The sequence below is a fragment of the Cutibacterium porci genome (assembly GCF_009696315.1).
Taxonomy (GTDB): domain Bacteria; phylum Actinomycetota; class Actinomycetes; order Propionibacteriales; family Propionibacteriaceae; genus Cutibacterium; species Cutibacterium porci.
Genome location: NZ_VUMG01000002.1, coordinates 541,985 through 563,969 on the forward strand (window position 1 = coordinate 541,985; position 21,985 = coordinate 563,969).

The 21,985-nt window shown below is 58.9% G+C and carries 20 protein-coding genes; 9 read left to right on the top strand and 11 right to left on the bottom strand.

The features are described from left to right. Positions 1-11: 11 nt before the first annotated feature. From era to FYJ43_RS06480, 4 genes are read right to left on the bottom strand one after another with little or no spacing between them, the layout of a single operon-like run. Entirely contained in the window at positions 12-1,034 is a 1,023-nt protein-coding gene (era, locus tag FYJ43_RS06465; RefSeq protein WP_154563042.1) for a GTPase Era, read from the bottom strand. Beyond that, the gene (locus FYJ43_RS06470) at positions 1,027-2,325 is read right to left on the bottom strand and encodes a hemolysin family protein (RefSeq protein WP_326833396.1); all 1,299 of its coding nucleotides are present in this window, start codon (positions 2,323-2,325) and stop codon (positions 1,027-1,029) included. The genes era and FYJ43_RS06470 overlap by 8 nt, the downstream gene beginning before the upstream one ends. Further along, positions 2,322-2,789 (bottom strand): rRNA maturation RNase YbeY, encoded by a 468-nt coding sequence (ybeY, locus tag FYJ43_RS06475; protein WP_154563044.1) that lies wholly within the window; start codon positions 2,787-2,789, stop codon positions 2,322-2,324. The genes FYJ43_RS06470 and ybeY overlap by 4 nt, the downstream gene beginning before the upstream one ends. Further along, positions 2,786-3,814 (bottom strand): PhoH family protein, encoded by a 1,029-nt coding sequence (locus FYJ43_RS06480; protein WP_154563046.1) that lies wholly within the window; start codon positions 3,812-3,814, stop codon positions 2,786-2,788. Before FYJ43_RS06480 ends, ybeY begins: the two co-directional genes overlap by 4 nt. Before the next feature lie 110 nt (positions 3,815-3,924). On the opposite strand from FYJ43_RS06480, the gene FYJ43_RS06485 reads away from it, so the two are divergent. Then, entirely contained in the window at positions 3,925-5,031 is a 1,107-nt protein-coding gene (locus FYJ43_RS06485; protein WP_154563048.1) for a phosphotransferase, read from the top strand. A 64-nt stretch (positions 5,032-5,095) separates the two neighbouring features. On the opposite strand, the gene pip is transcribed toward FYJ43_RS06485, so the two are convergent. Next, positions 5,096-6,103, bottom strand: a complete 1,008-nt coding sequence (pip, locus tag FYJ43_RS06490) for a prolyl aminopeptidase (protein WP_326833397.1) — start codon at positions 6,101-6,103, stop codon at positions 5,096-5,098. A 37-nt stretch (positions 6,104-6,140) separates the two neighbouring features. Between pip and FYJ43_RS06495 the strand changes: the two genes are divergently transcribed. Continuing rightward, complete coding sequence (locus FYJ43_RS06495; protein WP_154563050.1) at positions 6,141-6,899, top strand: queuosine precursor transporter; 759 nt, start codon at positions 6,141-6,143, stop codon at positions 6,897-6,899. Between the two features lie 184 nt (positions 6,900-7,083). Here the strand turns inward: FYJ43_RS06495 and tgt are convergent, their stop codons facing one another. Next, the gene (gene tgt / locus FYJ43_RS06500; RefSeq protein ID WP_195839915.1) at positions 7,084-8,325 is read right to left on the bottom strand and encodes a tRNA guanosine(34) transglycosylase Tgt; all 1,242 of its coding nucleotides are present in this window, start codon (positions 8,323-8,325) and stop codon (positions 7,084-7,086) included. Between the two features lie 80 nt (positions 8,326-8,405). On the opposite strand from tgt, the gene FYJ43_RS06505 reads away from it, so the two are divergent. From FYJ43_RS06505 to FYJ43_RS06530, 6 genes are all read left to right on the top strand, one after another. Then, entirely contained in the window at positions 8,406-9,257 is an 852-nt protein-coding gene (locus FYJ43_RS06505) for an EamA family transporter (protein ID WP_154563486.1), read from the top strand. A 42-nt stretch (positions 9,258-9,299) separates the two neighbouring features. Beyond that, positions 9,300-10,517 (top strand): UDP-N-acetylglucosamine pyrophosphorylase, encoded by a 1,218-nt coding sequence (locus FYJ43_RS06510; RefSeq protein WP_154563054.1) that lies wholly within the window; start codon positions 9,300-9,302, stop codon positions 10,515-10,517. 82 nt (positions 10,518-10,599) lie between these two features. Beyond that, positions 10,600-12,750, top strand: a complete 2,151-nt coding sequence (locus tag FYJ43_RS06515; RefSeq protein WP_154563056.1) for a RecQ family ATP-dependent DNA helicase — start codon at positions 10,600-10,602, stop codon at positions 12,748-12,750. Between the two features lie 205 nt (positions 12,751-12,955). Next, entirely contained in the window at positions 12,956-13,357 is a 402-nt protein-coding gene (locus FYJ43_RS06520) for a DoxX family protein (RefSeq protein WP_154563058.1), read from the top strand. 190 nt (positions 13,358-13,547) lie between these two features. Then, positions 13,548-15,455, top strand: a complete 1,908-nt coding sequence (locus FYJ43_RS06525; protein ID WP_195839916.1) for a PTS mannitol transporter subunit IICBA — start codon at positions 13,548-13,550, stop codon at positions 15,453-15,455. Between the two features lie 26 nt (positions 15,456-15,481). Then, the gene (locus FYJ43_RS06530) at positions 15,482-16,528 is read left to right on the top strand and encodes a zinc-dependent dehydrogenase (RefSeq protein WP_154563060.1); all 1,047 of its coding nucleotides are present in this window, start codon (positions 15,482-15,484) and stop codon (positions 16,526-16,528) included. A 17-nt stretch (positions 16,529-16,545) separates the two neighbouring features. Here the strand turns inward: FYJ43_RS06530 and FYJ43_RS06535 are convergent, their stop codons facing one another. Genes FYJ43_RS06535 through hrcA form a run of 3 tightly spaced genes read right to left on the bottom strand, consistent with a single transcriptional unit; the run spans position 16,546 to position 19,478 of the window. Next, positions 16,546-17,286, bottom strand: coding sequence for a 16S rRNA (uracil(1498)-N(3))-methyltransferase (locus FYJ43_RS06535; RefSeq protein WP_154563062.1), 741 nt, complete (start codon positions 17,284-17,286; stop codon positions 16,546-16,548). Further along, positions 17,283-18,455 (bottom strand): molecular chaperone DnaJ, encoded by a 1,173-nt coding sequence (gene dnaJ, locus FYJ43_RS06540; protein WP_154563064.1) that lies wholly within the window; start codon positions 18,453-18,455, stop codon positions 17,283-17,285. The genes FYJ43_RS06535 and dnaJ overlap by 4 nt, the downstream gene beginning before the upstream one ends. A 3-nt stretch (positions 18,456-18,458) precedes the next feature. Next, positions 18,459-19,478, bottom strand: coding sequence for a heat-inducible transcriptional repressor HrcA (gene hrcA, locus FYJ43_RS06545; protein WP_326833398.1), 1,020 nt, complete (start codon positions 19,476-19,478; stop codon positions 18,459-18,461). 142 nt (positions 19,479-19,620) lie between these two features. Between hrcA and FYJ43_RS06550 the strand changes: the two genes are divergently transcribed. After that, positions 19,621-20,301, top strand: coding sequence for an MBL fold metallo-hydrolase (locus tag FYJ43_RS06550; RefSeq protein WP_154563066.1), 681 nt, complete (start codon positions 19,621-19,623; stop codon positions 20,299-20,301). A gap of 10 nt (positions 20,302-20,311) precedes the next feature. Here the strand turns inward: FYJ43_RS06550 and FYJ43_RS06555 are convergent, their stop codons facing one another. After that, positions 20,312-21,073 (bottom strand): inositol monophosphatase family protein, encoded by a 762-nt coding sequence (locus FYJ43_RS06555; RefSeq protein WP_154563068.1) that lies wholly within the window; start codon positions 21,071-21,073, stop codon positions 20,312-20,314. Then, on the bottom strand, positions 21,070-21,948 hold the full coding sequence (locus FYJ43_RS06560) for a DUF3097 domain-containing protein (RefSeq protein ID WP_326833399.1): 879 nt from the start codon (positions 21,946-21,948) through the stop codon (positions 21,070-21,072). Before FYJ43_RS06560 ends, FYJ43_RS06555 begins: the two co-directional genes overlap by 4 nt. Positions 21,949-21,985 lie beyond the last annotated feature (37 nt).

The window sequence follows — 21,985 nt, forward strand, 5'->3', positions numbered from 1 at the left end:
CGTCAGATATCTCAGAACCCCAATCGGTTGAGGTATTTCACGTCGGACTGCCAATTTGGCAACACCTTGACCTGGAGGTCCAAGTGAGTCGGCGTTCCTAGCAGAGCTGCGATCTGCCGCCTGGCGTGGGTGCGGACCTGCTTGATATGGGAGCCATGGTGCCCGATCATGATGCCCTTTTGGGACTCACGCTCCACGATGAGAGATGCGTAAACGTCCAGTAGCTGCTGATCGTCGGGCTGGCCCTCGCGAAGCCCCATCTCCACGATTTCTACAGCCAAGGAGTGGGGAAGCTCCTCACGCACCCCCTCGAGCGCCGCCTCGCGGATCAACTCCGCAACAAGGGTCTCGGTCGGTTCATCGGTTACCTCACCGTCTGGATAGTAGGCCGGCCCTTCCGGTAGCAAAGAAACGATGACGTCGCGCACCTCATCGACCTGCTCGCCGGATACTGCAGAGCACGGAATGATCTCGGTGAACTCGACGCCAACCTGCTGCTGCAGCCTGTCAATGGCAACTAAGTGCTCGGCCATCCGCGCTTTAGGCACGAGGTCGGATTTCGTTGCCAGTGCGACAAGAGTAGGACGACGGGGAAGGTCAGCGATGTGAGAGACGAGGTAGGTGTCGCCTGGCCCAATCCTCTGGTTAGAGGGCAGACATACCCCGATGACGTCGACCTGAGTCCAGGTATCGAAGACGAGGTCATTGAGTCTTTGACCTAGCAGGGTACGCGGTTTATGGAGACCCGGAGTGTCGATGACGACTATCTGAGACTTCTCGTCGGTGACTACGCCACGGATGACATGACGGGTGGTCTGAGGTTTTGACGAGGCAATGGCGATCTTTGAACCAACGAGGGCATTGGTGAGGGTCGACTTACCGGCGTTTGGGCGCCCGACGAAGCATACGAAGCCAGAGTGGAATCCGGCGTGGGTGGACTCCGCTACCCGAGCAGCAACGTAGTCGACATCGGAGACTTCCTCGTCGTCACCGTCCATGAGATCGGCCAGCGAGGGCATGTCATCGTCACTCATCGTCGTCCTCCTCATCGGGGGTGTCTTCGGGAGCTCGCCTCACCAAGCAGGTGTCCACCTGGTGACGCCGACCGGTTGCCTTTTCGGCGGTGATCTCGAGCCCTTCCCAGATGATGACAGATCCAGGGATGGGCACGACGGATAGTTCCTTGGCCATCAAACCACCTACTGTCTCAACGTCGTCGTCGTCGACCTTGAGGTCAAATAGCTCGCCCAGGTCATCAACCGGCAGGCGTGAGGAAATCCGGAAAACACCATCATCAATCTCCTCGGTAAGGGTGGGCTCTGCATCGTATTCGTCAACGATCTCGCCGACGATTTCCTCGACAATATCCTCAATCGTCACCAGCCCCGCTGTACCGCCGAACTCGTCGACGACAATGACGAGATGATTGCGATCCCGCTGCATTTCGCGCAGCACCTGGTCGACCGGTTTAGAGTCCGGGCAGAGCACAGCAGGCCGCATAATCGACTCAACACTTTCAGTGACGTAGCCGTCAGGATTGTCAAGCACCCGTCGTGAAAGATCCTTGAGGTAGACGATGCCGCGAATATCGTCGAATCCCTCACCGACAACTGGAACCCGGGAAAACCCTGACCTCAGGGCCAAGGACATCGCCTGACGCAAATTCTTCGTCCGGGGAATGTAAACCACGTCGGTGCGCGGAACCATGACCTCCTTCGCCAAAGTGTCACCCAACTCGAAAACCGAGTGGATCATCTCCCGTTCGTCGGCCTCGATGAGGTCGGACGCCTCGGCATAGTCGACCATCTCGCGCAGCTCAGCCTCGGAGGTGAAGGGGCCCTCGGCGTATCCCTTTCCAGGAGTCAAAGCATTGCCGATGAGGATCAACAAGGCCGCGATAGGCCCAAGAATGTGGGCAAGCACTCGCCAGGGACGGGACCAAAACGTGCAAATACCGGTGTCATGCTGGCGCCCCAAGGTACGCGGGGCCACTCCCCATGCCAAGAAATCAACGAGCACCATGATCGCCATAACGACGAGTACCCGCTGCCACGGAAGGTCAAAATGACCGAAAATGAGGAGCGCGACGAGAGCTGTCGCTGCCACCTCGGAAATAACCCTCACCAGCATCGCCGTATTGATGAAGGGCGCCGGATCGGCGACCATATCGAGCACTCGTTGGTGAGCGGTCTTACCGTCGGCAGCAAGCGCCTCGGCCTTGGAGTGGGACATGTGCTGAAGCGCTGTCTCCATAGCCACATTGAGGCTTGCTAACACCGTGCAAATGAAGGCGATCGCGAGAACGATCCATTCTTGTTGTGTCACCGCTGACCTGTCTGTTCTCGATGATCATCCCATGCCGCGATGATCTCGTCATTGAGTCCGAACATGACGCGTTTCTCCTCCGGCTCAGCATGGTCGTGACCGAGCAGGTGCAACAAACCGTGAATGAGCAGGTATTCCGCCTCCCCATCGGGGGTACGACCATTCTCGGCGGCTTGCCGAGCAGTGACGGCCGGGCATAGCACAATGTCACCAAGCAACCCAGAGGGCGGGTCTTCGTCATCGCCGGGGGCACGCATCTCATCCATCGGGAAACTCAGGACATCAGTCGGCCCAGGAAGGCCCATGAATTTTTCGTGATATGCCTCCATCGTTTGCTCGTCAACGAGAATGATGGACAGCTCTGACGACGGGTGAATCCGCAACCAATCAAGGGCAAACGTCGCGAGTCCGACGAGCCCCTCCTCATCAGCCGGGGAACCAGACTCATTCGTGATGTCGATCATTGGGTCTTCCTGTTCTTGCGCGGATCCTTGACACCGTGTGGTTCGGTGACGATGTCGTAACGGTCATAGGCGGCGACGATTTTGCCCACCAGACGGTGGCGAACAACATCCCGGCTGGTGAGATGACAGAAGGCGATGTCGTCGATGCCGTCGAGAATGCCCTGCACCACGTGTAGCCCAGACGTCATGCCGCCAGGCAGATCGACCTGAGTGATGTCGCCGGTGACGACGATCTTTGACCCGAAACCGAGCCGGGTCAGGAACATCTTCATCTGCTGCGGTGAGGTGTTTTGCGCCTCATCCAAGATGACGAAAGCGTCGTTGAGGGTGCGGCCCCTCATGTAAGCCAGCGGTGCCACCTCAATGGTTCCGGCACCAAGCAGGCGCGGCACAGTATCGGGGTCGACCATGTCGCGCAAGGCATCATAAAGCGGGCGCAGATAGGGGTCGATCTTTTCCGACAACGTACCAGGTAGGTAACCGATTTTCTCACCCGCCTCGACGGCCGGACGGGTAAGAATAATCCGGCTTACCTGTTTGGTATGCAGGGCTTGCACCGCTTTGGCCATTGCCAGATAAGTTTTCCCCGTACCAGCCGGTCCGATGCCAAACGTGACGGTGTTGGCGTCGATTGCGTCAACATACCGCTTCTGGTTAAGGGTCTTAGGGCGAACGGTTCTGCCGCGGCTACTGAGGATGTCGGCCGTCATGATTTCGGCCGGGCCTTCTCCATTGCGGGTCATGGCCACAACCCGATCGACGTCGTCGGCGGATAGGCCCTGTCCCGTGCGAATGATCGCAATCATCTCTGACAGGATGTCTCCAGCATCCGCCAGATCTGCGGGATGGCCGGCAAGGTGAATCTCATTGCCGCGTACCAGAATGTCGGCGTCCAGGGCGTCCTCGAGACGTTTTAAGAATTCGTCATTGGGTCCGACCAGGGTCACCATGGGAATCGACATGGGCACCGCGACAACGCGGCGCGACACGCCCCCTTCGCCGGTATCGGTGTTGTGGATGTGCAAGGTCGTGGTCAGGGCTCTCTCCGGTGTGACGGGAATGTGTACTCTCCCACTGTAGACGTAGCCAACGACGACGCGGCGCGCCGATAGGTGCGGCGTGCCAGGAGGAAGCGATGGGACTGGGCTGGCTCGACGATGCCGCGTTCACGCTGGGCACCGAGTTGTCACTGGGCAACGTTCTTCGCGAAGGAGTGCGTACAAGCGTGGCCCGGTGCTGGGTAGATGGTTCCACCACGGCAACTGCAGGTGCGCGAACCGTTGTGGCGAAATGCTTCCGATCAACATCAATGGCGCACAACTCTGGTGGACTGGGGATCGTCAGGGAAGTCGCCGGTTTGGGTTGTCTGCCACATGCTCCGCAGCTGTATGCAGCTGATCTCGACATGGGCGTGGTCGTCATGGAGGATATTGCGGGAACGACCCTGGAATCTATCTTGACCGGCAACAATCCAGCAGTGGCCTTCGCTGCCGCACAGATGTGGGGTCGGGCGACAGCGAGGGTGATGGCGGCCTCGATGCAGAATGCATCTGCACGGGTCATCCCACTATTCCAGGACGCCGTGCGCCACCTTGATCCACAGACACGTTCTGCGGGTGGTCCCGCCTCGCCTCGTCTGCCAGGTCGAGGCCTCAAGAAAATGTGCGCAGCACTAGAGATAGCGGTGCCTGATAATGCCGAGCTCGAGCTGTTTCAATCACTGCGCGGAACCGACGGCGCAGAAGTCGTCACTCAAGCTGACCCATGCCCCGGCAATGTACTCATCGCCACGGATGGAGCCAGGTTTGTCGACTACGAAGCCACCTCCATCCACCACCCTGCAGTCGACGTCGTCAATCTGGTCATGCCGTGGAGCAGCTGTGATGGGCTCGTTGGAGTGCCTACAGAATTTATCGACGCCATCCGCGACGGTTTCCTCAACGGTTCCAGATATGCGCGTTCCTGGCTGTCTGATGAACCGATGATCGGTCTGGCAGGGGCCGCCGATACCCTCCAACTCACCGAGCTGTCTTTAGACACTCTTCGTCGTCACCATCGAGATCGACGCAGCGATATGGCTCGACGCGCCATGGTTCACCGCTGGACATGGGTCGCAACGCACGGCATCCTCACTCCGGTCATCGCAGACTTGTGCGGGCGAATGGCGCATCGCGCAATCCACGACTGGGGGTGGCCGGAGCACCTCACTGTCGCGAGCTGCTTCACCCCGGCTACGCGGTGACTTCCTGAGGCCCAGTCGACGATGTTTACAGTCACCTCGACTGGGCTCTCACCAGAAACCCCGGTCACCGCTGGGCGAACTCGTCACACGCCTTAACTAATTCGGAGGAAATCAACGGTTCGAATGCAGAATGACCTGCCGTCACGATTCGCAGATCGGCACTCGGCAGCGCGCGCGACAAATCGACGGCCGTGACATCGGGGCAGCACATGTCGTAACGCCCCTGGACGATAACCGTCGGAATGCCGGCCAGCTTGTGGGCGTCACGCAGAAGCTGCCCCTCCACCATGAAACCGTGGTTGACGAAGTAGTGGTTCTCGATGCGGGCAAAGGCAAGCGCAAAGTTCGGATCTGAAAACTCCTCAACGTGAGAGGGGTCAAAAGACAGCGAAGTCGTCGCTGCCTCCCACGTCGTCCATGCAACAGCAGCAGGACCGTGGACGTCGGGATCGTCATCCCAGAGCAGGTCGTAGTAAGCGGCAATATTGTCACGGGAGAAGTCATGGCCGGAGCGACGCAATGGCTCGCAGAACTTGTCCCACAGCTCCGGAAAAACTTCGGAAGCACCAAAGTTGTAGTACCAGTCCAACTCCTGCTCACGCAGAGTAAAAATGCCACGAAGTACAAGTTCGGTTACGCGATCAGGGTGAGTCTCTGCGTAGGCCAATGACAAACAGGATCCCCACGATCCGCCAAAGACCTGCCAGCGTTCGATGCCGAGCAGCTCCCGAATGACCTCGAGGTCCTCGACAAGTTTCCACGTCGTGTTGGTAGCCATCTCATCTGGCGTGCGGGCTTGGGCAATGTGCGGAGTCGACAGACCGCAGCCCCGCTGATCCAAAATGACAATGCGGTAGGCATCGGGATTGAAAAAGCGACGCCGATCACTACCACCACCGCCACCAGGACCGCCATGAAGGAAAACCACCGGCTTACCGTCAGGGTTGCCGCACTGCTCAACGTAAAGCTGCTGGCCGTCCCCCACGTCAACCATCCGGGTGTCGTAGGGCTCGATCGGCGGATAGAGAACCCGCTGCGGAGTAATAGTCAGCTCCGAGGTAGCAAGAGTCACGGAAACCTCCTGTGGTCATGGTCGTCATGTCGATGATATGCACCAACGCGGTTACCATTTCGCCGTGATGTCACATTCCAGTATCCCCAGGCTCTCCGCGACAGCCCGCCCGGCGTACGCCGACCGAGGATCGGGGCATTATGACATCCTGCTCACCCTCATGTGTGTCGTCGTCATCCTGTCAAACATCGGCGGGTCGAAGGGCGTGCAGCTCGGACCCATCACGACCGACGGCGGCTTTTTCCTGTTCCCGTTGGCTTATGTCATGGGGGACATCACCACAGAGATCTACGGAATCAAGGCCGCACGCCGCGCCATCGTTATGGGATTCATCTGCGCAATTCTCTCGGTGCTGTGTTTTTGGGCCATCATCGCCCTTCCGGGATTTACTGACCCCTATTCGGTAGCCCATGACGCCGCACTGAAAATGGCGCTCGGTCCACTGTGGCAGATGGTACTAGCCGGACTATGCGGATTCCTCGCCGGCCAATTCACAAACTCGGTCATCATGGTTCGCCTCAAAGCCACATGGTTGGAACGTGGTCTGGTCGGTCGACTCATGGGCTCCACGGGTGCCGGAGAAGCCATTGACACCATCATCTTTTGCGCGATCGCAGCACCAGTTGTCGGAATCAGCAGCTTTGGCCAGTGGTGCAATTACGCCTTCTTCGGATTCCTATGGAAGACCCTCGCCGAGTATGCATGTATACCCGTCACGACACGTGTTATTGCCTGGATCAAGTTGCATGAGCCGAGTTATCAGGAAAGGCTCGCCCATGAGGACGTCCCCTCCTGACACCATTCCCACTGGAACGATTCCCACTGAAGCCGTTCTCGCCCCAAGGGCAGAGATGTTCGTCAGCCCCGACGCGAATCAGGACAGGCAACGTCACGCTCACCGCAGCGACGAGCATAACCTTCGGCTTGGCGATGCCCGTCCTTCTCTCTTACGGTTGAGATATATCCGGTAGGTCGTCATGTCAATCGGCTCTCAGCAACCGGCCACCGTTGGCATTCCACCGGCCCATGAAATCGGCCTCAAAACCATCGAGATCACCGCTACGCATAGCAGCACGGATCTGGTCGACGAGTCGCACCGTCCAACGTTCATTGTGAATTGTCGCCAGCGTGTTTGCGAGCATTTCCTTAGCCTTAAAGAGATGGTGAATATAGGCGCGGGAATAGTGAGTGCACGTGTAACAATCACAGCCGTCCTCCAACGGGCCAAAGTCCCGCCGACACCGCGCGGTGGTGATGTTGTAACGACCATCAACGGTATAAATAGCGCCGTTGCGGGCCACGCGGGAAGGATTGACGCAGTCGAAAGTGTCAGCTCCTGCGCGACACGCGGCGAAGAGGTCGTCGGGCTCCGAGATCCCGAGGAGGTGGCGGGGGCGGTCCTCGGGAAGCTCCTCGGCACACCATGTGACGATTCGCCCAAGGTTGGCCTTCTCGATTGCTCCCCCCAGGCCGAAACCGTCGAATTGCTGACCATGAACCTCCATCGCGGCAAGATCACGGCACGCTTTACGGCGTAGATCCTCGTACTGAGCTCCTTGAACAACCCCGTAAAGGGCCTGATAAGGCTTTTCGGCCGACAGCTCGGTGAGGCGACGATGCTCAGCCAGGCACCGCTCGGCCCACAACCGAGTGCGCTCCAGTGCCTCCTCTTGGTAAGCGCGGGTATTCATGAGGGTCGTCAACTCGTCGAAGGCCATCATGACGTCGGCACCAAGGTGGTGCTGGATCTGCATTGACACCTCGGGGGTAAAACGGTGTATGTCACCGTTGAGGGGGCTGCGGAAGGTGACGCCGTCGTCGTCGACCATTGCCTTACGATCGGCGTCAGCAGCGATGACATCGGCCTCCGTAAGCTGAGAAATGTCCATCGCGAGAGTCTTCTTAAACCCGCCTCCCAGGCTAAGCACTTGGAAGCCACCGGAGTCGGTGAAGGTTGGGCCAGGCCAGTTCATGAACCGGCCCAGCCCACCCGCCTCCTCCACCAACTCCGGACCGGGCTGCAGAAAGAGGTGGTAGGCATTGGCGAGCACCGCCTGGGCACCTAGCTGCGCCACGGATTCGGGCAACACGGACTTGACGGTCGCCTTTGTCCCGACGACCACAAAAGCAGGGGTCTCGATGGAACCGTGCGGAGTGTGAATAATCCCGGTACGGCCGCAAGCATCGTCGAGACGGGACGTGACCTCGAAGCCAAATGACATAGGTGACATTCTTGCAGGATGACCGAATCACGTCATCGACTCGAGCCGTCAAGCTCACCACATTTGGCAATCACGGCGTTATGGTGGCGTTCGTGCGCGGAGCGATCTTGGTATTCATGGCCATCCTCTCGGTGCAATTCGGGGGTGCTTTTGCGGCAACGCTTATCCCCCGCGTCGGAGCATTAGGCACCGTGGCACTGCGAATGTCCTTGGCGGCAATCGTCCTCGCCCCCATTGTTCGGCCACGCATCAAGGGCCACACCCGCGCTGACTGGAGGAGGGTGCTGGCCTTAACCATCGCTTTAGCCGGCATGAACACCGTGTTCTACTTCTCGTTAGAGCGCCTGCCCCTCGGCGTTGCAGTCACCGTGGAATTTCTGGGTCCCTTAGGTATGGCAGCCTTCGGAAGCCGATCTTTGCGTGACTGGCTCGCCATCGCGCTCGCTGGGTGCGGTGTTGTGGAGGTCTCGGGCGCGCTGACGACAGACTGGTCCCAACTAGATGTTGTGGGTCTGGTGCTCGCCCTCGTCGCAGGGGTCTTCTGGGCCCTCTATGCCACCTCAGCGCAGCTCGTTGGGATGACCTGGCCCAAACTGGAAGGACTGTGGTGGGCCATCTTGTTCAGTTCGATTGTTCTGGTTCCTTCCGGCCTCGTGACGGCAGGCATCCATCTCGTTGCACCGCGCAACCTCTTTACCGGAGCGGTAGTAGCAGTAATGTCGTCGGCTCTTCCCTACAGCCTGGAAATGTATGCGCTACGCCACATTGACACCATGGTCTACGGCGTCCTGACTGGTGTCGAGCCAGCCGTCGCAGCAACCGCGGGATTCCTTATCCTTGGGCAGAACCTCACCGTGCCCCAGATGATCGGGATGACATTCGTCGTTGCAGCAGCTTGGCTCGTCATGGCCCGCAACCGCCAACAGGAGTGACTAGGCTGGCGACAACGGATTACGATCTGGAAAGGATCATCGATGGACGTCAACTCCCGTGCGCTCGAACCGCGCGGCCTGAAAAAGGTGGCTCAACTCATCGACAAAGGGGTGCGCATCCCAAATCCGCTGACCGTCGACATTGATGACGCGGTCGACATCGACAACATCAGTAGCGATGGTGTGGTCATCGGGCCTGGATGCCGGATCCGTGGCCGTCGTACTGTCATTTCAGCGGGATGTGTGCTGGCAGATGAAGCCCCTATGACGATCCAGGACTGTCAACTTGGTGCCGGAGTCAAGCTCAAGGGTGGATTTGCTCAGGACGCTGTCTTTCTGGCTGGGGCGAATATGGGGTCCGGAGCCCATGTCCGGGCAGGCACTATCCTTGAGGAGGAAGCCAGCGCAGCCCACACCGTTGGCCTCAAGCAAACCATCCTCATGCCTTTCGTGACGTTGGGAAGCCTCATCAACTTCTGTGACGTCCTCATGGCCGGAGGAACGTCACGCTCGGACCACTCTGAGGTTGGCTCCTCTTATATTCACTTCAACTTCACCCCCGACGGCGACAAGACGACAGCATCCTTGTTCGGCGATGTGCCCCACGGAGTTTTACTCAACCGTCATCCAATCTTCCTTGGTGGCCAAGGCGGTACTGTCGGACCAGTTGCAACCGGATTCGGCACTGTGGTCGGGGCAGGTTCGATTCTGCGTGACGACGTTCCCTACGAGGATCAACTGATACTACCAGCTCCTCTGGCGGGACGTCAGCGTCCCCTCGTGCCACATAGCTACACGAAGTTAGATCGCATCATCGCCCGTAACGTCACCTATCTAGGTAATTTGTCTGCTCTGCAGGCCTGGTATCACCAGATTCGTCGTCTCTTTATGTCCCGTGATCGCCTCTCCGGATTGGTCTGGCAGGGCGCTCTCGACAACCTCGTCTCAGCGCGTACAGAACGGGTCAAGAGGCTCAAATCCCTCGTTGGCAAGGTCCAGCCGACCGACGCTGGGCGCGCTCAACTGATCGACAATCGTGACGCCTTCCTGTCCTCCCTCGAGGCCGTCGATTCCCCTGCACCAGCTGACGTCGTGCGCCTTTGCGGTGCGGCCGCTAGCGCCGGGGATGAATACCTTGACGTTATCCGGGCCTTTGATGAAACCGCCCGAAACCAGGTTGTTGAGTGGCTTGGCGGGATCGTCACCGCCCAGCAGAGTCGGGCGCAAAACGTCATTGACCACCTGCCACTGCCGTTCTGACAACGCTGTTCTCCTATTGTGCCGGAATCTCACCACGAAACTGTCATGAGCCCCGGAAAGAATGACGGCATAAGGAGGGGCCATGACAACGTATACCGACGCAGTGGTGAGCGGAACAGATTTACACGCTCGCGGGCTGGCAATTCTTCGGCGACTTGTCGGTCGTAACGATGCCGATTTCCACCCCGGCCAATGGGAGGCAATTGAGGCCCTGGTCGCCCATCACCGTCGCGCGCTCGTCGTCCAGCGCACAGGCTGGGGAAAATCGGCGGTTTATTTTGTCGCCGCCTTGTTACAGCGCGCCATTGGCTGTGGTCCAACCCTCATCGTGTCGCCGCTCATTGCCCTCATGCGCGACCAGGTCGCTGCTGCACAGCGGGCTGGGGTGCGTGCAGCGGCGATCTCATCGGCCAATGCCACCGAATGGCCCGATATTGCCCGCCGCCTCGACGCCGATGATCTTGACGTTCTCCTCATCTCCCCCGAACGCCTTGTCAATCCCACATTCGCCAGCCGGCAACTACCCGAGCTCATACAACGAATGGGCATGCTGGTCATCGACGAAGCTCACTGCATCTCTGACTGGGGGCACGATTTTCGTCCCGATTACCGACGCATCCGTGACTTGGTGTCCGCCCTACCACTGACCATTCCGGTACTTGCGACAACAGCGACTGCAAACTCCCGTGTGGTCCAGGACGTGGCCGAGCAGATTGCTCCTAGTGCCGATGATGTGTTCATTCTTCGTGGACCATTAGCCCGAGACTCATTACGCCTCGGTGTACTCACTTTGCCTCAGCCTTCTGACCGATTCGGTTGGCTCATCCAACACCTCGATGAACTTCCGGGATCGGGAATCATCTACTGCCTGACAGTTTCTACAGCCGAAGACACCGCTCGCACATTGGCCATGGCCGGTCATAACGTGCGGGCATACACCGGACGCACCGATGCCGAAACAAGGACCGAACTCGAGGAAGCTTTACGCGATAACCGCGTCAAAGCCTTAGTTGCAACGAGCGCATTGGGAATGGGGTTTGGCAAACCGGATCTCGGTTTCGTCGTACATCTGGGAGCGCCAAGCTCTCCGATCGCCTACTACCAACAGGTAGGTCGTGCCGGTCGTGCCACCGATAATGCCGATATCTTGTTACTTCCGGGCTCAGAAGATCCTGACATCTGGACATACTTCGCCACCGCGACTATGCCAACCCAAGAACGAGCCGATGGCGTTCTCAGAGCACTCTCCGGTGGCCAGGCGCTCTCTGTTCCTGCTCTGGAGACACGGGTCGATCTCAGGCGTAGCCAGTTGGAGTTATTGCTCAAAGTGATGGCGGTCGACGGCTCAGTCGTGAAGGTCAAAGATGGGTGGCAGGCCACCGGCAAGCAATGGGTATATGACGCTGAACGCTACGAACGTATCGACCAGGCACGTCATAAGGAGCAGCAGGCCATGCTCAACTATGAGCACTCAACAACGTGCCGCATGGCCTATCTCACCGAGCAACTCGACGACCCTTCCGCAACGGCCTGCGGGCGCTGCGACGTCTGCGCTGGCACATGGTATCCCACCGAGGTCAATCAATCAGCCTCTGCTAGGGCCACCGAATCCCTCAATCGGGTGGGAGTCCCGGTAGAGCCGCGCACTACGTGGCCCTCGGGGATGGATTCCCTCCATGTTGCGCTGAAAGGACGCATCAGCGCCGAGGAGATAGCCGAGGAGGGTCGCGTCATCGCCCGACTATCCGACATTGGTTGGGGAAGCGCGCTGCGCGCCTTACTGCGCTTCGACGAAAATGGTGTCCCGGTCGACACTGATATCACCCCGGCCCTGGCCCAGGCATGCCTGCGGGTGTTAGCCGAGTGGGAGTGGGATCAACGTCCGGCTGCGGTCGTGCGAATCCCCTCGATAACGCGCCCGCACCTCATTGATTCCCTGGCCTCAGGAATCTCCCGGATTGGCCAACTGCAAGACCTTGGATGGCTGGATCTGGCGCAAGGAGCCGCGCGACGACAGTCATCCACAAACTCGGCCTATCGACTCCGTGACGTTCACGATCGGTTCAGTGTCGGCCCGGAGCTGATGTCTCGGCTATCCCATCTTGGCGGCGCGTCGATCCTGCTTGTCGACGACATCATCTCTAGTCGATGGACGATGACAGTTGCTGCACGATTGTTGAGGCGGGCCGGAGCCGGGCGTGTTCTTCCGCTGGCCCTCGCCTTATCAGGCTGACTTCTGTTTTCTGTGGGCCACACCGAATCGATGCCTCGCAGATCACGGTCCCGATTCGAGGTCGCCGCCGGGAGCGGGACTCGATAGACAACGGTGGATTCATCACCTACACGCGAACGTTACCCTTTCACCAAGCCTGTCATGGGGGCAGGGCGAGTAATCTTGCGGCACGATAGACGTAGCATCAAACCAGCCAGGAGGATATATGTCACTTGCCAAGTTCACCGCCCGTTCTCTGCTGTCGACCATCTTCATCACTGGCGGCCTCGGGGAGTTTAAGAAGGCCGATCAGCTTTCCGGAGCTGTCGACGGACTGCTCGCGAAGCTTCCGGAGTCGGCCCGTTCCAAGATCCCTGACGTCGATCCGGCCCTGCTAGTCAAGGTTAATGGAGCCAGCATGCTGACCGGCGGATCCCTACTGGCCCTCGGTATTAAGCCCCGGCTAGCTGCCGCAGTCTTGGCCGCGCAGCTCATCCCGGTGACTGTTGCTGGACATGCGTTCTGGGATAAGGAAGGCGCAGAAAGGCAGAGCGACAAGATCCAAGTCTACAAGAATCTGAGCCTGATCGGCGGCCTGCTTGCCGTCGCTCTTGACGGCGCTAAGTGACGTCTTGCCCTCAGGGGCGACGTATATCGACGGGGTCGGACAGATGTCATCTGTCCGACCCCGTTGTTTTTACGCCGCTCGAAACCAACACAACACAACTCCTTGACAACATAAACAAACAGATCCAGACTTGTTCACAGATCGATGGGGATCCTGCCAACGATTGGTAGCTGAGCACACTGGAGTTCCGATGTCATTACCTGATGCGACGGTCAACAAGAACCTGCAGGGACACGGCGTACGTGCCTCCGTCCAACGATTCGGAGGCTTCTTGGCCGGCATGATTATGCCGAATATCGGAGCGTTTATTGCCTGGGGATTGTTGACGGCCCTCTTCATCGAAACAGGGTGGGCCCCCAACGCAACCCTCGCCAAACTTGTCGACCCAACCCTGACGTATCTGCTTCCCGTCCTCATCGGCTACACCGGTGGCAAGATCGTCAATGGGACGCGTGGTGGAGTCATTGGCGCGATCGCCACGATGGGCGTCATCGTCGGTGCCGACATCACGATGTTTCTTGGCGCAATGGTGATGGGGCCGTTCGCCGCGTGGCTGCTCAAACACGTCGACAAGCTCCTCAAAGGTCGAGTTCGTTCCGGGTTCGAAATGCTCGTGGACAACTTTGAGATTGGCATCCTCGGCATGGTCCTAGCAATCATCGGGCACATGGGCGTCGAGCCGGTCGTCTCTACCCTCATGGGCTGGTTGGCCGCCGGGGTCGGATTCCTCGTCCACCACGGTTTGCTACCGCTGGCATCTGTCCTCGTCGAGCCGGCAAAAGTTCTTTTCCTCAATAACGCCGTGAACCACGGCATTTTCACTCCGCTGGGCACCCAAGAGGCTCACACCACCGGGCGTTCAATACTCTTTATGGTTGAGTCGAATCCTGGCCCCGGTCTCGGCCTGCTCCTGGCCTACCAGTTCTTCGGCTCCCGCCAGATTCGTCAATCGACTCCCGGCGCCATCATCATCCACCTCTTTGGCGGCATTCACGAGATCTTCTTCCCCTACGTGCTCATGAAGCCGAAGACGATTCTCGCCACCATTGCCGGCGCAATGAGTGGTCTGGCAGTCGGCGTCGCACTTCACGCCGGCCTCGTTGCACCTGCCTCTCCTGGGTCAATTATTGCGTGGTTCCTCATGTGTCAGCCTGGGCACTACATGGCTATGATTGCCGATTTCCTCACTGCAACCGTCGTCTCCTTCATTGTGGCAATGCTGCTGATCCGCAAAGATCGTGACAAGGACGACGCTGCTACTGGGACCAAGCCTGCCACACGCGCCACCGCAACGAGTGTTGAAGCGCCACTTACCGACATCCGTGAAGTCATCATCGCCTGTGACGCAGGCATGGGTTCCTCGGTCATGGTCGCATCCGCCATGAAAAAGCGGTTGTCGCCCTATGGGATCGGCGTCACCCACACAGCCATCGACCAGATTCCCCCGGACGCATCCCTCATCCTCACTCAGCAAGGGCTCGTTGACCGCGCTCATAAGCGTGCTCCGGGCGCCCGTATCGTTGGGTTTACGAACTACATGAATGATCCTGCGTTTGATCGAGTCGAGGCTGATATTCGTGCCGCGCATGGTGCATCCGCGCCTGTTGCCGACGTCGAGCTCCCCCACACGTCGACCGCTAAGAGGTCTTCTACTACCCATGTCGCCACCAGCGTGCTGCCACGAGACGCCATCCGGCTAGGCCAACATGCCGTGAGCAAAGAGGAGGCCATCATCATGGCTGGCCAGGTGCTCATTGACGAAGGCGCCGCAGATGATGTCTACGTCAAGGGCATGCTCGCCCGCGAGAACCAGATCTCCACCTACATGGGCGCTGGAGTCGCGATCCCCCACGGAATCAACGAAGTCCGCGATCACATTAGCAAGGCCACCCTGGGCTTCCTCCAATTTCCCGAGGGAGTTGAATGGGATGGAAACACCTGCACCGTCGTCATTCCCATCGCGTCGTCGAGCGACGAGCACCTCGAGATCATGGCGACCCTCGCGAGAATCCTGTCCAATGCCGACACTGCCCGGCAGCTTCGTGAAGCAACATCCGCCGACGAAGTCCTGCGTCTCCTCTCTTCCCAGCAGGCATAAACCCACATCATAGAAAGGCACACATAATGAAGGCATTGAGGTTCCATGCACCCGAAGATGTTCGTCTGGAAGACGTTCCCGAACCGGAGTGCAAGCCTGACGAAATTAAGATCAAAGTTCGCAATTGCTCCACCTGTGGCACCGACGTCAAGATCCTCCACAATGGTCACCAAAACATCACTCGAGTCACGACCATGGGACATGAAGTTGCCGGTGAGATCGTCGAGATCGGCTCTGACGTGACTGGAAACTGGAAGATCGGTGACCGAGTTCAATCGATTGCTGCGGTCCCGTGTGGCGAATGCTACGAATGCCGCAAGGGATGGATGCAGGTCTGTCAGAACCAGACCAGTGTCGGATACCAATACGACGGTGGCTTCGCTGAATATATGATCGTCCCGCCGGAAGTACTCAAGGTAGATGGTCTCAATCGCATCCCCGACGGCGTCGATTTCGATGAAGCCAGCGCCGCCGAGCCTTTCGCCTGCGCTATTAACGCCCAGGAACAACTTGGCATCGAAGAAGGTGATGTCGTCGTCATCTTCGGTGCCGGACCGATCGGCTGTATGCATACCCGCATCGCGCGCGGCGTACACAAGGCTGGCACGATCGTCATGATCGACATCAATGCCGAACGCCTTGCTATGTCGGCTGCTGCTGTCAAACCCGACGTCACTATTGACGGTTCGCACGAAAATGTCGTCGACAGGGTGATGGAACTGACCGATGGTCGAGGTGCCGATGTCGTGATCACGGCTACCCCAGCGAACATCACTCAGGAGCAGGCGCTGTCCATGGCGGCTCGAAATGGCCGTATCTCGTTCTTCGGCGGGCTACCAAAAACCAACCCGACGATCACCTGCGACTCGAATCTGGTCCATTACCGTCAACTTCATATCCATGGTGCCAATGGTTCAGCCCCCGAGCACAATAAGCGCGCCTTGCAATATATTGCGTCCGGGCAGGTTCCGGTCAAGGACCTCATTACCCGACACGTGAAACTCGATGACGTCATGACGGTCTTCGACATCGTCGCCAAGGGCGAGGCCATCAAAGTAACCGTCGAGCCCTGACCCGCTCTGCTCGATCCTCAACCGTTGGCGGTGAAGTTGGCCATGGCCCGCAACTGGGCTAGGCCAACCACGCCGGCGGTTGACGTCCTCAATACCCCGTCCGACACCGTCACAGGGCATGCCCCAGCTGAGACGAAGGCCTCCACTTCCTGGTCGGTGATGCCACCTTCTGGCCCGACGATGAAGATAACCTCGCCAGATGCCGGCAATGTCTGTTGCACGAGTGGCGTGGTGGCCGATTCGTGCAAAATGTATGCGGCGTCGGCATGGCGGATTCGCTCAACAACATTGCGAGTATGTGCCAGCTCTACGTCAGGCACAATAAAACGTCGAGACTGCTTTGTAGCTTCACGGGCAGCCGCCTGCCATTTCGCAACACCTTTGACTTGCTTGTCGCCCTTCCATCGCACAATGCTGCGATCAGCCTGCCATGCGAGGATCTCGTGAACTCCCATTTCAGTGAGAGTTGCTACCGCCAGCTCGGCTCTATCGGACTTCGGTAATGCCTGAACGGCAACCCACCGATGCGCAGTGGCGGCAGTTTCCAGGATCTCAACGGCTTCGACGCTCACTGACCCCTTCGTCACCTCAATGGCAGGGCCCCGAACAGCATGGCCCCGACCGTCAGTAACGAGAACGGACTCACCCACTCGAATGCGTCGAACTGATCCAGCATGATGGCCTTCTGCCCCGGTGATTTTCACCACTGATCCGGGTGCAGCTGCGGCGACCTCGCCAAGGAAGCAGGGGTCACTCATCCGCCAAAAGCTTCCTTGATCCGAGAAAACATGCCGCGCCCGCCCGACTTCTCCACCGAGGCCGACGCCTTGGTCTCGCCGCGAGCCTCAGCCAGCTGACGTAGCAGGTCCTTCTGGTGAGAGTCGAGTTTCGTCGGTGTCTGGACGATGAAGGTGACGCCAAGATCACCGCGCCCGCTCCGGCGAAGCCGTGGAACGCCACGCTCAGCGACGACGATCCGCGTCCCCGACTGAGTTCCAGACGGCACCTCAACAGTAACCGACTTGGTGTCTTCGGCGAAGTCCTCACGGTCATTCTCCAGCGTATGCACCAAGACCTTCGTGCCGAGCGCTGCCGCCGTCATCGGAATGGTGACGATCATCTCGAGATCGTCACCATGACGGGTAAAGACGTCATGGGGGCTGACTGTCATCTCAACATAGAGGTCTCCGGCCGGGCCACCGCCAGGACCGACTTCTCCTTGGGAATCGAGATGAATGCGGTTACCGTCTGCCACTCCAGCAGGAATCTTCACGTTGAGCGTACGAGTGGTTCGTACCCTACCCTCACCGGAGCACTCCTGGCATGGGTCAGGAATGACCGTGCCATAACCGTGACATGTCGGACACGGCTGGCTGGTACGGATATCACCGAGGAAGGAGCGCTGCACGGTAATAACTTCACCGCGCCCCTGACACGTATTGCAGGTCACCGGCGCGGAACCGGACTCAGCACCCTTGCCCTGACATTTCGGACACACCACCGCAGTGTCGACTTCTAACGGCTTAGTGACGCCAAACACAGCCTCTGCCAAGCTCAAGCGCATTCGGACCAAAGCGTCCTGGCCACGGCGGGTTCGCGAACGCGGGCCACGGCCACCGCTCGACCCAAAGGGAGAACCGCCACCGAACATGGCGTCGACAAGGTTGGTGAAATCGAATCCGGCGCTGCTAAATCCACTGTCACCGAACCCGCGAGCGTTGGGGTCGCCACCACGATCGAAGACAGCGCGCTTCTGCGGATCCTGGAGGACCTCGTAAGCCTCTTGGACCTTCTTAAACTCTTCCTCTGATCCAGGTCCGGCAACATCGGGGTGGAGCTTCATGGCCTTGCGGCGATATGCCTTCTTGATCTGGTCGGCACTCGCGTCATGGGAAACGCCAAGAATCTCGTAGTAGTCGTTACTCAAGAATCATCCTTCTGCCAGGAACCGGCCCACATAACGGGCCACGGCTCGCACAGCTGCCATGGTTGAGGGGTAGTCCATTCGGGTGGGCCCGACAACGCCAAGACTGGACAAGGCATTCTCGGGACCATAGGTGCTCGCCACGAGCGATGTCGATTGGAAAGGCACATCTGTGTTCTCCGCACCAATACGCACCGTGACCTCGCCAGCCTCCCCCGCGGTCGCCTCACCGAGCAGTCGCATGAGGACGACCTGTTCTTCGAGAGCTTCCAAGACGGGACGCACCGTCGTCTCCCACTGTGCACCGAATGCAGTGAGGTTGGGAACCCCAGCAACCACAACACGAGCGGATGGGTCGATGGCGAGAATCTCGAGAACGGCGGCGATCACCGAGGCCGCTCGCGACCCCTCGACTGGCTCCAGATCGTCAAGAAGCCGATTGAGAGAGTCAGCGGCCTCAGCACCTGTGAGTCCGACGAGGGCGTCATTCAGCCGGGTGCGAAGCACAGCAAGACTCTGCTCATCATGGCCGGGGAGCTCGACGATCTGCCGCTCGACTGATCCCGACGACATAATGAGCACAATGAGGATACGGTCGGTCGACAAGCTCACCAACTCGAGATGACGGATTGTCCCCGCCATCGCCACCGGGTACTGCATGATTGCGACTTGGTGGGTGATTTGAGCAAGCAGGCGCACCGTGCGGCGCACAATGTCGTCGAGGTCCACGGCCCCCGTCATGAATGCTTGGATGGCTCGACGCTCTGGTGCCGACAAGGGCTTGAGAGTGCCAATACGATCGACGAAGAGACGGTAACCCTTGTCGGTAGGGATACGCCCGGCACTGGTGTGAGGATGGGTGATGTACCCCTCCTCTTCTAGCACCGCCATGTCATTGCGGACGGTGGCTGGGGAAACCCGCAGACCATGGCGCTCAACCAGGGCTTTTGAACCAACCGGTTCCTTGCTAGAGACGTAATCGGTGACGATGGCTTTGAGCACGTCGAGCTTACGGTCGTCGAGCACAACTCCTCCTCACACGATTCGACCGGGTACAGACTCCACTTTGGCACTCCCAAGTGCCGAGTGCCACTTTATCGCGTTCCCCTCGATCCTCCTGCGTCTCTCGCTGGCAGCACATTTCTGCAGACGTGCCAGACTGGTGGTCATGTCGACGATTCCCGAGACTCCTCAATGGTCTGCCCTCACAGCTCGGGTGTGGACGACCACTGTCGAACCAGAAAGTGTCACGTGCGGTCTGGTAGCTGGCGAGGACCACGCCCTCCTTATCGATACCGGATCGACTCCCGATCAGGGGCGGGCCCTGGCGATGTCCGCGGCGCGCATGCTTGGACGACGCGTAGACAGGGTTGTCGTCACCCATCACCACAGTGACCACAGTGGCGGACTACCTGGGATTAGCGCTGCCGAGGTGTGGATGCACGAAGCCGCCCTAGCCCACTGCCCCGATCTTCATGTCGACCACCCGGTATCCCTCATGGCGTATGTGGACTTGGGGGGATTGGGAGCCGAGGTTATCCATCCTGGTCCTGCTCACACCGACGGCGACCTCATCGTCATTGTGCGCGACGAGAACATCACCTTCGTCGGAGACCTCGTGGAGACCGCCGGAGAACCGCAATCTGACGACACCACTAACGTCCGTGGTTGGCCACGCGCGATCGATTCGGTCATTACTGGTACCGATGGTGCCGGCTTGTACGTTCCTGGACATGGCCACCCCATCGACGCCACCGCTGTCATGGCGCAACGTGCCCAACTTGCCGAGCGAATCCCCATGGACATCCCGCTCACGCCGGTGGGACACATCCCTCCTCAGCTATCCTGACGCCCTGCATTCAACGCAGCAGCTCGACAACTGTCTCGTAAGCGCGTTGATCGGCAGCAACGACAAGCCTTCCCCGCGTTTCTCGCAGTCCGTATTCGGCTCCATCGACCGTACGCACGACCCCGCCAAGCTCTCGCACCATGAGCGCGCCAGGAAGGTGATCCCACGGATGCGAGTGCTGATAGACGGTGACGTCATTGTCGCCCAAGCACACCAACGGATAGTCCACCGCGCAGCACCATTTCGCCATCCGCCATTCCACCGCCGGGGAGGCAATTTTGTACGCCTCATGGGTCGTCGCGGCGCGAACTGGGCAGTGCGAACCTGCACGTGTTATTTCAGCGCCGTCGCACGTCACTCCGGCACCGCGTTCAGCAAACCACATATGTCCATACTGCGGTTGCCAAATCCATCCTCGGACCGTTTCACCCCGGTTGAGCTGAGCCAACATAACGCCATGATCAACCGATCCGTGCACGAAATTCTTGGTGCCATCAATTGGGTCGATCACCCAGGCCATGTCTGCGTCAGGGATGGCGTCGAGGATAGCCGGATTCGCGAAGGCTGATTCCTCCCCCACAACGACACCACCGGCATACGTTGCCAAAGCGCGTCCCAACTCGCGCTCAGCCTGACGATCGGCGTCGGTCACGAAGTCTCCGGGTTTTTTCTCGTGGATTTGATGATCGTGAAGGGCCCGGAACCAAGGGTCAATAACCCTAGCGCTCACGTCCCGAATGAGATCAGACACTGTGTCGACGTCAATACTCATGCCATCTCCTCATTGCCCAGCTCGCCGACGTGATCGCATGTGACGAAGTCGATGAGTTTCTCCATCTCAGTGTTAAATCGAGGGTCCAAATCGTGCCAGTCACGCACCCGGGCTAACATCGCCCGCCAAGCTTTACCGACGTCAGCTTGAGTCGAGTGGGGCAAACCGAGCCGCTTGAGAGTACCAAGTTTGAAGTCTTCGTCCATCGGCACCTCAGGCCACGCCTTGCGGCCAATACGCTGAGGGCTAATGGCCTGCCAGATGTCGACAAAACGGTGGCCTGTAATCATGACGTACTCGCCATATCCACCGCGACGCACCTCGTCTGCTACTCGCGACTCCTTGGTGCCAGCGACAAGGTGATCGACCAACACGCCAAGACGATGTCTGGGACCAGGCTTGAACTCAGCGACGATCCCGACCAGATCATCCATGCCACCCATGTACTCCACAACGACCCCGACGTGGCGCAGATCGTCACCCCATATCTTTTCGACCAGCTCGGCGTCGTGACGCCCTTCGACGTATATCCGGCTAGGAAGGGCGACTCGGGCCGGTTCAGCCTGACCTGCGATAGACCCACTCGCGGTGTGCTTTAGTCTGGCACTCCCCTGACGGGGAGGAATACACAGGTTGACGGGTTGACCATCTACCCAGAACCCCGGCCCGATGGGGAAGGATTTGCGCTTGCCTTTCCGATCTTCAAGCACAACCAGACCGTTTTGCCACGCGACGACGGCTCCAACGAACCCGCTGGAAGGATCCTCAACGACAAGGTCGAGTTCCAGCGGCATGTCAACGCTCTTTTTCATGTGTGAGGTGCGCCAGCCGCTTGCGAGGACATCGTGAGAGTACCGGTCAATCACGGTAGCCACTGTATTGCCACACCTGGCGATAGCAACAAGCCGTGCC

Coding starts and splice junctions, on each gene's coding strand:
- era (WP_154563042.1), bottom strand. CDS start 1,034: ATGAGTGACGATGACATGCCCTCGCTGGCCGATCTCATGGACGGTGAC.
- ybeY (WP_154563044.1), bottom strand. CDS start 2,789: ATGATCGACATCACGAATGAGTCTGGTTCCCCGGCTGATGAGGAGGGG.
- FYJ43_RS06485 (WP_154563048.1), top strand. CDS start 3,925: ATGGGACTGGGCTGGCTCGACGATGCCGCGTTCACGCTGGGCACCGAG.
- FYJ43_RS06495 (WP_154563050.1), top strand. CDS start 6,141: ATGCACCAACGCGGTTACCATTTCGCCGTGATGTCACATTCCAGTATC.
- tgt (WP_195839915.1), bottom strand. CDS start 8,325: ATGTCATTTGGCTTCGAGGTCACGTCCCGTCTCGACGATGCTTGCGGC.
- FYJ43_RS06505 (WP_154563486.1), top strand. CDS start 8,406: ATGGTGGCGTTCGTGCGCGGAGCGATCTTGGTATTCATGGCCATCCTC.
- FYJ43_RS06510 (WP_154563054.1), top strand. CDS start 9,300: ATGGACGTCAACTCCCGTGCGCTCGAACCGCGCGGCCTGAAAAAGGTG.
- FYJ43_RS06515 (WP_154563056.1), top strand. CDS start 10,600: ATGACAACGTATACCGACGCAGTGGTGAGCGGAACAGATTTACACGCT.
- FYJ43_RS06520 (WP_154563058.1), top strand. CDS start 12,956: ATGTCACTTGCCAAGTTCACCGCCCGTTCTCTGCTGTCGACCATCTTC.
- FYJ43_RS06525 (WP_195839916.1), top strand. CDS start 13,548: ATGTCATTACCTGATGCGACGGTCAACAAGAACCTGCAGGGACACGGC.
- FYJ43_RS06530 (WP_154563060.1), top strand. CDS start 15,482: ATGAAGGCATTGAGGTTCCATGCACCCGAAGATGTTCGTCTGGAAGAC.
- FYJ43_RS06535 (WP_154563062.1), bottom strand. CDS start 17,286: ATGAGTGACCCCTGCTTCCTTGGCGAGGTCGCCGCAGCTGCACCCGGA.
- FYJ43_RS06550 (WP_154563066.1), top strand. CDS start 19,621: ATGTCGACGATTCCCGAGACTCCTCAATGGTCTGCCCTCACAGCTCGG.
- FYJ43_RS06555 (WP_154563068.1), bottom strand. CDS start 21,073: ATGAGTATTGACGTCGACACAGTGTCTGATCTCATTCGGGACGTGAGC.